At 45.1% G+C, this 16,681-nt stretch carries 1 protein-coding gene; it reads right to left on the reverse strand.

The genetic code is table 11. The annotated features are described in order from the left end of the window. Positions 1–18 precede the first annotated feature (18 nt). Positions 19–16,680 (reverse strand): LPD38 domain-containing protein, encoded by a 16,662-nt coding sequence (locus tag DWZ47_RS10470; protein ID WP_117513058.1) that lies wholly within the window; start codon positions 16,678–16,680, stop codon positions 19–21. Position 16,681: the final 1 nt, after the last annotated feature.

The raw sequence follows: 16,681 nt of genomic DNA on the forward strand, positions 1-16,681 counted from the left end.
CAATCATTTTAGGTTTAACTATTTACGTTCGTCTTGCTCCATCTCTAAAATAAATGTCCGCTTTAACTCATTAATCCTCTTTTCAAGTTCTTCTGCTTTTGAGGTATCTCCGATTTCCTTAGCAGTATCATAAGCTTTCTTTAGTTTTGAGTAAATACGTTCCATTCCTTTCATTTTTACATATTCAGGATCAATGATAATCTCGCTTATCAGTTCTGCTTTCTTCTCCAACGGTAAACTCAAATCACCTTTAATGGCGCTGAATTCACTCGCCTTTGCACGGTATGCATCCAAATAACCAAAGAACTTCTCATCCAGCCCCCTACCTACATTACGTTCATCGCCACCGCTCATCAACATTCGGTTAGCAAGCGGAACATAACGCCAATCAAAATCTTTTTCACCTGTTCCCACATTGATCAAATTACGAATTTGGTTGGTTACAGTGAAGAAGCCGCCGGTGTATTGTTTCAATAGATACTCAATGGCAGCAGGATTCAAGTCAATAGTACCTTTCCTATACTTGCTTCCTCCACTGACTTCGTTCAGTGTTTCAGAAAGGTTTACAAGGTCTTTATTCGCACTCTTATAGGCTTTCGTCCAATTCGGCATATATTTATTGTAGGGTGTATCTTTCCATATCGGACTACCGTACCAACTCTCGTTATTCGATACTTCCACCATCGGCTTGACGCTGCTTGGCCACAACGCTTTTGTCCCCTCCATCATATCTACGGGAAGCAATTGGCTCATCTGTGCCAATACATCGCTAACCTCCAATTTCTCGTTATGGAACAGGGAAGAACCGGTAAGTTCTCCCATCGCATACACAGCTCGGTACTCGATAGGCAAAGGAATCTTTATCCATGCGTTACCGGGCCCCTTGACAATGAGGTTCTGTCTGCGAGTATGTTCGGGTATGTCATAGTAGCTGTCATCGTCATCATCACCTCCAGCCGAAGCAAGTGCGGTAACAAGCATGGCTAACCCATACCATGATGCAACGACAGTACCCATTTTGCCGGGATGCCTCATCGCATACTTCAAGAAGTTTCCGAACGTTCCTTGCAGGGCGGCATTCCAAAAGATATATCCGGCTCGTCCTGCACCCGATACACCGGCTGCTACATTTCCCAACATGGTTTGTCCTTCAGCCCCCAAGAACTTATCACCTGCGCCTTTCTTGTTGAAGTTCACACTGATTTCCTTGGCATCCCAAATACTGCGGTCTATTGTCCGTCCCGCATTCCTGCTTGTTACAAAGGCGGCAAATCGGGCACGCATCTCTATACCTCGTCCCACTTCGCCTATCCAGGTAGCCATACATTCACGTACCACATGGGCAGGAATTTTTTCATTCGCCGCTTTCAGCATCTTCTTGATTTCTTTCTTATGCTCGTCAATGTCTGCCATTCTTGAAAATCCTGTCTCGCCACCGTTCATCATGAACTGATAAAACATTTTCTCTATTTCATCATTCATATCAAGCGTTCCCCTGCGGTATTTATCCAATAACATAACCATTCTTACAATAGGTAACTTCGCAAAGTTCATGTTATATTGAATAGCATATTTCGGACTTTCCTTAACCCACACCATAGAATTAGAATATACCATATCACGCAAGAAGTTACTTGCAATAAAGTCCGGCTGTAATGTGGTGTACAATGAGGACAGTGTTCTGTTCACATCTCCAATGAGATGTACAAGCTGACCGATACTTCCGCTGATATCATTATCCGGGTTCGTCTGTCCGTTCAATGCTTGTGCAGCTCTCGGATTACCGTTAATGGTAATCACATAGTCTCTGCCGTTTCGCTTCACCACCACTTGATGCTGTCGCAAATCTCGGCTCTCAACAACACGATACGGAATGTTTGCCGCATCTTTGCCGTGCTTGTAGTTATCGGGGGCAGATTCAGCAAGCTGCTTCATCTTATCCTCAAACTCGTTCAACTTTCGCTCTACCTCTTCGGGACTATCGTTAATGTCAATATTGTCGGGGAATATCGGTTTCCATTCATCGGAAACTGCATCGTACTGCAACCACAAATCACTCACACTAACAAGGTCGCTCGGATGGTTGAGGGCAAAGTTCAAGAACTTCTGCTTCACGAGTTTGTTGCGGTTTCCCTGCATGATAGTACCTTCTGCCATTGATTGCAAGTAGGCAAATGGATCGTCTGCTTTCGACTTGCGTCCCTCCGCCTTCTTGATTGGAGCATTGAACGCACTTTGCCTGTGCGTCAGATATGCGTATGCTTCAGAACTCGTTTTTTCATCAAATCCACGCAAAGGGATATAAAACTCATACATATCTCTCACACTGTCGTAGGTTTCCTTGCTCATCATTCCGCATTCGTAGGACTTGGAAAGGACTGCCTTGCTGACGGCATTAACCTTGCTCCACAATGCGGTGGTGTCGTGTGCGTTTTCGTACTCATCTACCATAACCTGTGCTTCGGCTTCTGCATCTGCAATCTCTTCCATACCTGTGAGGGCGGTAAGACCTGCATAATCACGCTTGCGGCACTCGTCGATAAAGTTCTGCAAGGTATTTGTACTCTTCGAATGCTGCTTCTGATATTCCGCGAAGTCTTTTTGTGCATCACGCTCTGCCATTACTCTATTGCGTTCAAGACCGTGTTTAGCCATCATATAATCGGTCAGTTCCTCGCGCTCTGCTGTATTATGCGCAAGTTTGGCTACCTCTTCAAGCATTGGCTTGAACAATAGGTGCGCAAAGGCATCGGCTTCGGCTTTGTTCACACTTGATAAGCGGTTCTCACCCAAGTAGGCATTTTCAAATCCATCAACATCTTCCATTCGGGTATTCTTGCCGAGAATTGCGTTCATTGCTTCTTTCAAACCAAGCATACTATCCTGCAAGGCTTCCTGTGACTGATACATTCCACTCTTCACACGTTGTTCATATTTTGCTCGTGCCAAAGTACGCTCGTGTATTTCGGGATCACCGTCTCGGTTCAGCACATCATCGGTTGAGGTGTCGGCAAATTCGCCAACCATCAACTTGTGCTGCATAGCAATGTCGGCAGCTTCTCCGAACAGGTTGCTGTGCTTACCTTCTTTCAGATTTTCATAACTACGCCAAAGGATATAACGGAGTTCATTGTCCGTCAGAGTAACCCCTCTAAAATCGGAAAAGCCCAATTTGTCGAGCATTTCAAAGAAGAATTGTTTTATCCTCTGCCACCAACCGTTTTTACGTGCTTCCTCGAAATTAATGTGTTCGGCAAGTCCGGCAAGGTATTCTTCGGTAGCCTTGCGGAAATCCCAACCATTCTTTGAAGCCATATCGACAATACGTCTGCGTATAATTTCATCGGCATTGTTGAATACATTATCAAGGAATGTATCAAAATGTTCTCCGAACAACTGCCGTAAGCCGTAGTGTGCCACAGCCTCGTGGAGTAGGGTCTGCTCAACATCAAACATGCTCGTGTGATTAGGGATGACAATAGTTATCTTCCCTGTACTCTTTGAGTAGAATCCTTTCGCACGCTGTTTCTTACCATCCAATGTTGAGGCATCGGTAACAACCTCCACATTGTCAAGATGCAGTTTCTCTGTCAGGCTTACCACGCGCTCTGCCATTCTTTGGCGTTCACGTTGTGCAAATTTCCTCCGTTGCTTTGCAGTTCTCCTTGACTGTCCAAGCAGTTTTGCCACCGAGTCATTATCATAGCTGACCTCATCATCGGTGTATGCACCATCATCTTCACGTTTTAATTCATCATCTTCTTCCGAGGTAGAAACATTATTTGCCGTTTCTACTGTGGCATCCATTTCTGCATACTTGGCTTCCTTTTCTTCCAATTCTTTCTTCATCAGTTCGGCATATTCTTCCAACTGTGATTTCGCTTGTGCCAATTCCTCTTCATACTCGAAAGGTTTGCCCTCTCTTGACAAGAGTTCTTTCAATTCGGTCTCATTGTGTTTCATGCTTCGTTCAGCGGCTTCCAATCTTTCGGCAAAGTTCTTTCCTGTAATCACATTGCCGGTAATGTCCTCAATGGCATTACAGAGCAGGTTTTGACGTACAGGAACATCCTCGATACCGAGTTCTGTACATGAATAGGTCATTTTTCTTTCAACGTCATTGAACAAAGTTGTACCATCACGCATGGTCTGTCTTGTCAATTTAGTTGTTACAATGAATGGGAAATTGCCTATCTGTATAGTCAGTTCTCGCTTTTGTTCCCCTGCAATATCACCGTCTTTCATCTGCTTCATTTCAGCAAGAACAGTCTTGTTGTGTTCCTTGAAGAAATCATCCATTGTATCAACAGAGGTAAAGCGATGTTTGCCGATTACAATCTCTTTGAATTGTTCATCGGGGAATGATGCACGTACAGCCTCCAAGGATCGGCTGTTATCCTCAATGCGCTTTTCAGCATCTTTGATAAAGGCTTTTAACCTTGGCTTGGCATTATGGATGTAGGCTTGGTCTGTTTCCCATTGCTTTTTACAGCTTGCATACTTGCGTACATTCTTTTCCGCATTGTTTTTCAGCATGGCATACTCACTGCCGGAGAGTTGTGCTATAGTATCTCCAAACACATCTTCTTCCTCCTCAAGCACACGGTTGGTCATACTGTTCGACATCATCTGCTTGCCATTCATAATACTATCGGCAATGGCCCCCTTTGTTTTCAGACGTTGGTAGGCGGTAACGTCCAGACTATCCTCTACACCGAAACGCAAGATACGTATAGGTTTATTCATATCCTTGTGCAGATTTCCCTGTCGCAAAATACGTCCGTTACGTTGGGTATAGTCCATTGGACGGTTAGGCGCATCCAAATGTATCAGCGTGTGCAAGCGTTCCTGAATGTTCACGCCTGTACCGAGTGTAAAGGTCGAACCGAGAATCACACGCACCTCGCCACGGTTTACCTTTTCAAAGATTTCAAGTTTTTTCTTGACAGTCATTCCCGACCTCATTATCACAATCTCATCTGCAGGAACCCCCTCTGTAATCAGCTTATCCCTAATGTCATCATAAAGGTTGAAGCCACTCTGTTTGTTTTGGTAATTGTCGGCAAAAATGGCAACCGTACCTTTGTAATCGGCTGTTTCTTTCAGCGAGCGCAATGTCTGTCGAACGGCTTCATGAGTCTTACTGTTTACATCATCTTCGGCATCAGACTGTACCAATCGGGCATCCACGGCAGCGGCTTTGGCAATACCGTACATCGTGAGCGGGATGTGGCTGTTCTCTTTCTTCTCCTTTCCGCTCATCTGTTCATAATGTTCAAGTTCGTTCTTTACGAACTTCATGATGCTACGTAATGCGCGTGTCTGTGGCAGATAAAGGTCTTGTGCCTTTCCTCCCTCCATTTCGGGTATTTTGTCCTTTACGCCGCCGGCTTCTTTGGTTAGGACGGTATCGGACACTCCCGACCATATACGCACCAGTTCAGGCAGATTGACATACCCAGCAAAGCGGTTGTTCTCTTTGAACTTTCCGCTTGTGGTGAACTCCAGCATCTGCTGAATGTTACCGAAGTTGCGCACAAAGTCATCAAAGTAATAGATACCGTACTCTTTCATCGTATCAGCAGGCATGAGATAGCGCATGAACGTCCAAATCTCTGCGGCGGTGTTGCTGATAGGTGTACCGGTTGCAAAGATTACGTTCCGTCCGTTGTTTTTTTCCAAGATAGCCTGTGTCTTCAGGAACACGCCTTGTGACTTCTTGCTGTATGACGGATCCACACCTTTAACTCCACGCTGCATGGCAGTGGCAAATCCGAGGTGCTTATACTCGTGCGCTTCATCTACAAGTAAAGCATCAATGCCCATATCGTCAAAGTTCTCCACATCGTCAGTTCGGCGGTCAAGCATTTCCATAGCTTTAACCTCTGCGTTCTGCAAAGCTACAGCACGTTTCTTTTCATCATTGGCGGTACGTTTCTTTGAAGCATTGTCTGCAAGTCCGGCAAGCTGCTCCTCCAATAATTCGATTTCCCGTTCAGCCTGTCGGGTAATCATATTTTTTCCGTCCGGGTCTTCTTCTTTCATCTTTTCAAGAATGAGCATCTTCTCCTCAATCTTGTCCTGCACGAAAGTCATTTCCCTTTCCTCGCTGTCGGGGATAAATTCAAAGGTAGACTGCGGAACGACAATCATATCCCAATCGTTGTAACGTATCTTGGCATAAAAGTTCTTTCTGCCCTCTGCACTGCGGTCTGCTTCTTCAAGTGTCAGTATCTTGGCGTTGGGGTACAGTTCCTTTGCACTTGCAACGAATTGTCCAACGGTAGCATTCTGCACCACAATCATGGGTTTGCGTGCAGTACCCAAACGGCGCATTTCCATTGCTGTAGAAATTAGAGTAAAGGTTTTCCCTGTTCCAACCTCATGGGCAAGCAACAAAGGCTGTTGTGTGCCTCTTACAATGGCTCTGCCTTGATGCGGACGCATCTTAAACTTGTGCGAGGCACCTCCGAAATACTCCGGTACAAACTCATCTGGTATGCTCATAGGCACAAAGTTATTGAACGTGTCATTATAGATACGCTCAATCAATGCCGACATTTCCGGGTCGCTCTGCATCTTCTGCCTTGCCCAATCCTTGAAATCTTGACGGATTTCATCAATTTTGGCGGCACAAGCCTGTGTCGCTTCCTTGTCGGTAATGGTTTCGGTAGTGCCGTCATAGTGTTTCTTGGTGGTGGAAACGGTGATGCTTCTGTTCTGAATGGCAGCTTCAATGAGAGTATGCCCCATAATGGTACGGTTAAGCATTTCGCTGGTTACCCCCATTGCACGGTTCTTCTCATAATCGGTGAAGTATGGTTCTTTCATAAACCAAGTACCGCCCACAGCTGTAAACCGTACGTCAACCTCCGTGCGTTCCTTTACAAAATCCTCATACAGTTTCGGGTCAATCCAAGAACTTCCGAGGGTAAAGTCAATCAAATGTGCGGGGATTTCCATAGGCATGACCTCCTGCAATGCCTTGATGTTGCGGTCAAATTCCCCATTTTCGTTATTTACCTCTGCTTGACGCAGTTTTTCACGAATATTTCCGCTCAAGTAGTGATACGATGCTTCCATCTGTCGGGTTACAGGGTTCTCGAAACCGTAACCGCTCTCGATGATTTCTTTCTTCACATCCTCGATACCTGTGCCAAGTTGTCCGGCGATATACGGTATATCTACACGACCGAATTTAAAGATACTTGCAATGATACCGTCCTTGACATTGGCAGGAGTGGGTTCTTTTTCTTTTTCAACAACACGTTTGCTGAATACATCGGTCTTGTCAAATTTCTGTATCTGGTTTCCTTTTTCATCTGCCGTTTCTTCAAACTTTTCAAGAGCGTATACATTGGCATAGTCCACATCATTTCGGAGAAATGCAATGGCGGTGTTCTTGTTGAAGTGTCCGTATGTGCCGACAAAATCATCGTATACTTTGTTGAGTTTGTCAAGCAACGGTTTAAGTCCCTCATCGCTTTCATTCGCAGTCTGATAGGAAAGGACTTCCGCAAGAGCTTCCTTGATAGCGGTGTATGCCTCAAAGCATTCCACTTTCGTATGCCCCTTTACCTTGTTGGCATTCACTTCGAGAGGTTGTGCGCTTGCAGTTGAGTTGATGTATAGTTTTCCGTCTTTGACAAACACTTCGCCAATCTTCTTGCCGGGCATTACATCGGTGGCAAGCTCGGTATTGCGCTCACCAAATTCCTCTGCACGGAATGAGCGGACAAATTCAGCCAACATTTCTTCCTGTTTCTTATTCTGTTTAGGATATAAGCCTTTGCTGGTCGGGCGGAAAGTATCGCCTTTCTCAAATGCAAAGTGCATTTCACCTGCCATGTTTTCGGGGTGTTCAATGAAATAGCGGTTGTAGTCCATTGAAAGCTGCTTAATGACTGGTATCTCCTTGCCTTTAACCTTGCGCGTTTCCCCGGTATCATACTCTGCCATGCGCTCTCCGCTCACATCACTTACATCAATGGCATGGACAGACTTCTGCCCGTTCACACGCTTGCGGATAACAACGATGTCAGAGGTTACTCCGGTGCCGCCGAAAGTCTTGTTGTGCATACGGAAAGCACCCACGAAGTCTGCGCCTCCCTCGCCCACAATCCAGTCACGGAGTTTCTTACTGTTGTCAAGCGTACCATTGGACGTGATGAAGATACCCAAACCGCCCTCACGCAGTTTGCGCACATTCTTTGCTATACAGAAATCGTGTATGTTGTGGAATTTCTTCGACAGGTCTTTGTCGCCCGTGGTGTCATTCACACGGAGTCCGGTAACGAACGGAACATTAGTAATAGCCAAGTCCACACTTCCATTAGGAATACGTGTCTGCTCAAAACCCTGTATCTCTACTTTGGCATCAGGATAAAGGAGTGAGAGAATACCACCCGAAGTCCCGTCAATCTCAATAGCATGGATGTCGCTGTGCTCGCTGATATTTGTAGGCATCTGCCCCAAAATGTTTCCGATACCTGCAGAACCTTCAAGAATGTAACCACCCTTGAAACCCATTTGTGTAACAATATCCCAAAGAGTATCTACAACATAAGCAGGGGTATAATACGCACTATTAGCACTCATTACAGCTTCTTGATAGGCTTCTGTGCTCATCAACTGCTGTAGACGTGTCGAATATGTATTATCACTAAATACTTTACCTAAACCACCCCAACCGCTAAACTTGCGAAGTACTGCCATTTGTCTAGGAGTAGCAAGCTCTCCACTCTCAATAAGTTGCTGTGCCAACTCTATAGCTTTAATATTGGCCTCTATGCGTGCATCTACCGAAGTTGGAGCATAGTTCGTCCCCCGGTCTGAATGATTATTGCGAATATTTTTCGGTTCATCTATGGCATCATCGGAAAGTCGTGTTCCTCGCCCCCGTTGTATTTCGTCTGTTCCTTCCTGTACTCTACGATTTCCTCGTCCGTCATCCCTGCCTCTTTGTAAATCTCCGTCCACTCTTCCTCGCTCCATGTGTACGGTGCTTCTAGCGTTTCCGCTTTGTGGCGGTAGCATGCTGCGTCTATCCGTTCCTCCAGCTCCATTTTCGCTATCGACTTCTCGCTGTGTCCCTGTAATCTTAGTACTTTCTTGGTGTATTCGTCCATTTTCGTTGTTGGTTTCGTTATTATCAAACAAACTGCCAAACAAACCAAGCTCGTTTGACTGCTGTAAATTTACAGTTTTTTTCTCACTCTTCTTGCGCGTTGAACGAGTTTTCTTTATACGTTCCTGTGCAACTTCAACCTCCCCCGCCACTTCCGCCTCTTTCGTTACGGTTTCAGCGGTGGCGAGTGCATCAATGCCGGACTTGTCAAAGTTGGCCACGTCGAACTTCTGCACCTCATCGTAAGAGGTCATGTCGGTATTAAATCCGTTTTCTAACACCTCAGGCAAATCTCTCGCACCATTGTAAAATGCTTTAAGGTACGGACGTATGGAATCACCCAAGTCTGCAATCATAGCCTTTGCATATTCTGCAAACTTCCGTGAGCCTTTCTCTAAATGGTAAACAGCCATTTCTGTGCCAATAGCAAGTATTTCAGGGTCAATACCAATATTCATTTGACCGAGTAACTTCTTACGCATACGCTCACGAAGTTCCGCATAACGCTCATCAGTAACAAGACGGTTACCACTCGCTTCAGTCTTTTTCTGTAAATTGTCTTGTTGCTGCTTACTCCTCATATCGTTGATAAGAGTTCGAGCTTCATTAGCAAACTTGTCTGCACTATCTTTGGTCAGGAAAATAATATTTCCTTCATGATAAACGTCTCCACCACGCTTCTCTCCTAAATCCATCACAGCCTGCTTTTCCGCGTCAATCATCTTCATCAAAGTACGAACAGAATATCTGTTATCCATTTCCTTATCAACAACGAAATCTGTCCTTCTGTCATGAATTTCATCCTTTGCCTTGCGATCAAGTTCTCGGGTCTTAATTTTATTTTCAAGCAAAACTCCAACTGCATCCAAAACTTCTTGCATGCCATTCTGCGGATTGCGAAGAATGCCTAACATTTCCTCCGGGCTGTTGGTTGTCTGACGAAAACGTGCATCACCAATAGGTATGGGACCACTCACATCTTCACGAGTCAAAGTCGTATATCCGGTTTCCTTATCAACAAAAACAGAGTATTGCCATACAGGGGTGTAATCCTGTTTTTCATCCTTTGCTGGTGCTTTGGGTTCAGTAAACAGCACATCACCATCATTTAAAGCCTGTATATCCAACATTGATATGGGAGGTTGGCCTTGTGCATCTACTGCGTATTCTGCTAATCGTTTGGCATCTTCTTCGCTACGCATCATAAAGCCGTGTTTTTCCCTATCCCACCAACCTTTCATTTCTTTGGCGAACATACTTACATGCTTTTGAACTTCCTTGCGTAATTCCGATTGGAACTCAACAAGTTGCATATCTAACACCTTACCTCGCTTGGTGATGTACTGCGCCGGAGTAATGGTGTACGGAGCATCAGTCGGTGCAGTCGCTTCTTCACTGGAAGCGTCTTGTTCCAACTTGCGTTGTTCGGTAAAAAGGTCGTTAATTTCAGAAATAATACGAGCCTCCTCAAAAATGTCGCTACGGTTGTGCGCTGCTTCTTGTTCCTTGTGCAATTCTTCAATACGGAACTTGACTTCTGAAAGTCTGTTGCCTTGCGTGCCGGAACTCTGTCCCTCGATCGTCTTTACAGACTTGTATTCCGAAAAAGCCTTGGTCTTGCGATGGCTGCTCTCTATCCACTTCTCGAACTCCTCCAAGTTAACGCCCGTCAGCACCGTCTTGTGCTTCTTCGCCCAATTTCTGTCATAATTAGCAAAGTAAGCTGCTTCAGCATCGTCAGCCTCATTGAAGCCCAGCATAACCTTGTGTTCGTCAAACGTGCCGTCCTCGTTATATTGGTCAACCACAAACACCTTGCGACCATTCCACCCGTCAATATCATCAGAGAGGAACACGTCTATATGGTCGCCGTCTACACCTTCCGTGCCACGAATATAGCCATAGGTGTTCTGCATGGTCGTTTCCCATTTGTTGCCCTCTGTGTCTATTCCGCTACGAACGGATCCTTTCGGGTTCTCAATGGTGATATTGAATGTACCAACCTGCACATGACCTTTCTTATAATTGCCGGCTTCTTTCTGTTTCTCCGTAGGAGTAGTATCGGTTTCTTTCTCTGCCACTGCAACGGCATTGGCTAAAGACGAAGATGCATCAATATAATTAACAACATCCAATAAATCTCCGAATGTTTGACCGTCATACTCATAAGTACTACCTGTATAATTACCTTTCGTATCGGGTGCATCAACTTTTATAACTTTATGAGTACCATCAACAATAATTGTCTGTTTATAAGTATCGCCATACTTTCCGCTTTCAACCCAATCATCTTCTTGAACTTCAATGCGTCTTGCTATTTTTGCACTAAGTTGATTGTCAGTATCATCAGAAGATAGCATTTCTTCTTGTGATAAAGAAGGTTCTATTTCGCTTTGTTCACCAATGCTTTCAGTTCTTCCTGTATCATCGGTTGTCCCATTTCCGTCCTCAACTCGTTCTCTTGGCGCAAGAGCTCCATTGCTTCCTTGCTGCCCTCGTTGGCTTGTTGCAGTATCGCCAACCAATACATTGCTTCGCTGTTGTCCATTGTAATCTAAATTTAATGCTTCTTTAATAGCCTGTACGAGCGTCCGAGGGGTATTGTCCGGCTGTTCGAACAGAGTTTCTTCCTGTGTACCTTGTATAAGGTCATAAATCTTGCCGAATGTGTTTTGAATGAAGCTTTGGCTTTCGCCTTTATACATTGCGGCCAAATGCAAGACAAAGTTACTGAAATTATCAGCAGGGAGATAACTTTCCCCTGTAACATCATCCATTTGATACTGGCGTTTCCAGTTTTCTACAGCAATACGTGCTTCCTTGAAATTCTTTGCCTCTGCAAACATTTTATCTTGGGACAAAGCATAGTAAGCACGAACGGAATTCTGTATCTCATCTACCATTCGTTCACAGTTCGGACTGTCATAATCACGGAAAGCAGTGGCAAGAATAGCCTTTTGTGCTTTTACCGGCAATACGTTGAACATTTCCTCCAACCGTGTGCTGCCGTCCTTGAAGATGCTTTGATACATGATACCACGCAAATCATTCTTGGATTCAGGAGTTAGGTTGCCCTTGCTGTCAAACGCACTCTTGTATTGTGTGTGACTGATGAAACCTCTTTGACTCATCCATTTCAGAACATTTGCACCATTGGCATCCACAAGTCCGGCAAACGACATTTCATCATCCGAAGTCCTAAGCAACAGGTTGGCAAACGAACGCATTTCGGTTCCCATGCGCTGCAAGGTGTTTTTAGGTTTGATACGTTCAACACCTCCACTTTCTGTGTCTTGTGCAACAAACTGACCAAGATTGAGGGCTTCTGTATCGTCCACATGCAGCATATTTACCAACACCGGGCTTTGTATGGGCGCAATGTCCTCGGCACGCAGTCCAAACTCTTCCGCATGGTCTTTCAGGTATTGTCTATATGCTTCGGCCTGTTCCGAATGACTTTCCCACATCAGGCGCAAGGCATCACTACGGTTGTTTCCCTGTATTACTTCACCACGTTCGTTTACGGTCGGCGCACCGGTGTAAGCGGTAATACTTGATGTGATTTCTTCCGGACGAATGTTCTCGGCGATTTTCCGTGCAGACAATACGCTTGCTTCGTCATTGCGTTCCTTTGGTTGCGCTTCATCAATAAAATGCAGAGGATTGCGCACACCTTGTATATGACTCGGTTGCAACAATGACGCATCAATCACGGTCACATTGCCAGGAACCACTACATCATTGCTGAATTTCACGTTCACCTCTTTACCTTGTACAGCCTGTAATGGTCCTTGTCTGTCAACCTTATGGCCGTTTACACGTCTATATCCTCTTGCACGGGCATCTTTGGGAACATCTTCCACTATATCGGGAACTCCGTTAAGTGCTTCACGTTCCTTGCGTTCTGCTTCCTCACGCTCTGCACGCAATTTTTCTTCTTCCGCCTTGCGCAATGCGGTAGCTTCATCGGCAATACGTCTGCGCTCCGCATCTGCTTCCATTTTTCTGCGGTTGGCAGTGCCGACTATCTTTTGCCAAATGGACAATTCCTGTTTGGCTGCATCAATCGCCGCCTTGCGTTCTTTCTCTGCTACAATCTTCTCTGCAATAGTGTTTCCACCGGCAGATTTCGTTTTCTCGATTTTCTTCAATGCTGCTTCTTTGTCCACAACCATTCCGTTAGCCACGGACTGGGCCATAGCTTCGTCTCCCTCTGTCTGCTCAACAATGGCATCCCAAGCAAGGTCGGGAGTTTCCGCCTGCTCATAGATAGGATTACCTTGTTCATCTTTGGGGATTCGTTCTAATGCAGACACTTGCAACTGCTGTTCCTCCAGAGAACTTGCTGCCACTTCCGAATTATCATTCACACTTGAATTGGCAATCTCAACAGGTTGCCCATTGTGTTCTATCAGCATGGAATCAAGCTCTTCACGGGTAAACATATTCACACGCTTACCATTCAAGGCATCTTCCGTATAAACTTCATATAGTCCATCGGCATCCACATCGGCGGTGATGTTACCACGAATACCTATACCATTTTCATCACGGAGCGTCACAAGGTCATTCATTGCATATTGCGGTCGGTCTGCTTCCTGCTCTTCCTGCTGCAAAGCAAAGTTTTCTTCAGCTCTCTGTTGCTCAAACTCTGCGATTCGTGCAATGTTAGATGCGTCCACAAACTGTTGGATAGCCTCTTTTGCTATAGGGAATACATTTGTTCCGTCTGTCACATTGATAGTTCCGTCGCCATTGTCTATGATTCCGTTCTCATCTGAAACTATTGTGACCTGTATTTGCGAACCGCCTTCACCGACAATGGTATAGGTTTCGCCCGGATTGAATGTAACAACACCATCAATCTTATCCGCAGCTTCACGTGCAAATTGTTCTCTGATAGATTGTGCAACCAACTCCTTCTGCTCGTATGGGTCTTGTACATCATCAATAGACAATATAGCATCGGGAGATACTTGTTCAAGCCCACCTGTGTCCGCATCACGAACAATGATGCTATTGTCAGAATCAGTCACACTTACACCGCTACCATCTGCATATGGTACAAGAGTCCCACTAAGAACATACACCTTGCGTTCATCCTGCTTCATGGTTGCCCCCTGTATCATACCTGTCTTGCGGTTCACACGTGCATCTATCATCGAATTGCTCTGTTCCACCCGTCCGTCTATATCATCACGTACACGTTGAATCATGCCATTGTAAACCTGCTTGGCATTGATATAGTCGATAACAGAAGACTTATCCTCATCACTCCATTGCTCATTCCCGTTCACAAACTCCAATGCGGCAATCGGATTCTCTTCAATCATCGCAAACATATTCTCATCTGCAAGGTCTGCCACTTGTGTTCGATGGTATTCGTACAGGTTCTTCGCATCGTTCATTTCCTGCGAGGAAGTGACGTTGTATCCGTCAAGATAACTGTCATTTGCCTGTTGTTCGCTTTCACTTTGAACACCGCCACGGGACCGGGCCATAGAAGCAAGATTGAATCCACGCAAATTCAACGAACGTTCCATATAATTCAGTACGGCTGCTTTCTCATCAGCGGTAAAATCTTTATCACCGGCAACAAGTTCCGCAACTTCACCGATATTCTCATTGGTAGTAAGGTCAAGTGTTGCCTTCAACGGCTCCCATACTTCTTTACCAAGTAATTCATTCACTTTTGCATCTGCTTTGTTCACGCCATGCTTCATGGATGCATAATTTGCGGCAGACAAGGTATGTTTTCCTGCCCCCATCAACCCCATAGAGAGTGCCATTCCACCCCAAATATCACCGTGAAATTGTCCAGTTGCAAATAAGTTAGTACGTGTGCCGTCCGGATTCTGCTGATAAGCATCATCAAGACTAAGCATTGTGCGCCACAATTGACCGTAGTATTCTTCAGATACTTCACCAACATAATCACTGACACCCATTTTATTGAACATCTGATGAGTTTGTCCCATTATGCTATTCAATGCACCGGCATCTGCCTTTGAGAGTACACCTCCCAATCGCTTTGCCCCTAGAACATTAGCGAGTTTACTCATATTACCAAGTGTAAAAATAGGATCAAGGTGCGCACCGAACATTTCCGAATAATTCTCAATGATAGCATTGGCTTCACCTTGCCATATTGCACTTCCCCAGGTCTTATCATTGGAGAAATCATAGTTACCGTTTTCATCAACAACCACGTCACCTAGCTTCCGGTCAATGATGTCAGAGACCGTTTTTCCTGCCTGTATGGTGTTTGTCATCGCCTGAGCACGTACAAGCAAATCATCTGCGGTTGTCCCAAGTGCTTTGATAGTCCAATCTGCTGCGTACTGTCCTAACCCTCTGACACCATTCTCTTTAACATAGGATTTAAATCCCTGTTGAGCCATTTTTTCAGCCGTTTCTTTACCTATGACCTTTGCGGCGACTTTAGTGCTTCCTTTTGAGAATGTAGACAAACCATTGAATCCGCCACCAGTCAAAATGAAATCCAACATAAATGAAGGCATATATCCAGTCATGACACCGGCTCTGTTCCAAAAGTCGGCATTTCCACCGTATCTTTCCTCTGCCTGTTGTTTCTCATGGATTGCACCCATCATCATATCATGGGATTCACGCTCGCCCTCTGTGGCATTATCACCTTTGAGTTTGTCGGCATTCATCATGGTCATGGCATCCGCCATATCACCCATACCGAAATCCCACGTGCGTACATCACCCATAGTACGACCAAAACCACGCCAAAAGCCTACATCAACCCCATTTTCACGGTCTTTCTGTTCTTCAAGGTTCTTGATGAGCTCTTCTGTTTCTCTAATGGCTACTCTCAATGCGCTGTTTTCCTTGTCTGATTGCTGGCGCGGTGTGTAAGTGGCTGCTCCCAATATGGCAGCGAGCGGCGCTTTGTTCTTTTCCGTTTCTTCTACCCATTCCTTATGCACTTCGGAGGCTCTTTCCGCTTGCTTAGCTTTTAACTCCTGCAAACGGAGATTAGCCTTGCGTAACTGTCCGCCGATTGACATATCGGCAGCTTGTCGGTACCGGAAACTCTCGATGTCAGCAAGAGGTTTACTAGTAGTCTTGTTACCAAGTGGAGTAATATATGTTTTTTCCAGTTTCCCATTTTCAGGATTAAACTGCATTTTACCCTCTTTAGTTTGCAATCCGGGATTCAACCCGTATTCTTGTATATTATCTACACGTTTATTTGCGTCTTGTATCTGTGTTTCCACATTCTGCATCATACGGTTTGTACTAGCAATCATCTCTGCTTTTTCTTGTTCGGTAGGTTGCCACGCCTGTTCTGTTTGTACAGCAGGCTCCGGTGCAGGTGTTTGAATCTTTCCGAAACCTATATTATTCTCAAACTCTTCAAACGGTTCCATCTCATAACCTTCTTTCACTAGAGCATCATAAGCTGCCTTGCGTTTTGTAGAATCCGATAAGTTCTTGCGGAAATCTTCTTCACTCTCCATATCGTAACCATCAGAAACAAACGTGTCGTATAGTTTCTTTATTTTATCCTCATTTTCAGGCATA

Source organism: Bacteroides sp. AF32-8BH (genome assembly GCF_003435205.1).
Lineage (GTDB): Bacteria > Bacteroidota > Bacteroidia > Bacteroidales > Bacteroidaceae > Bacteroides > Bacteroides ovatus.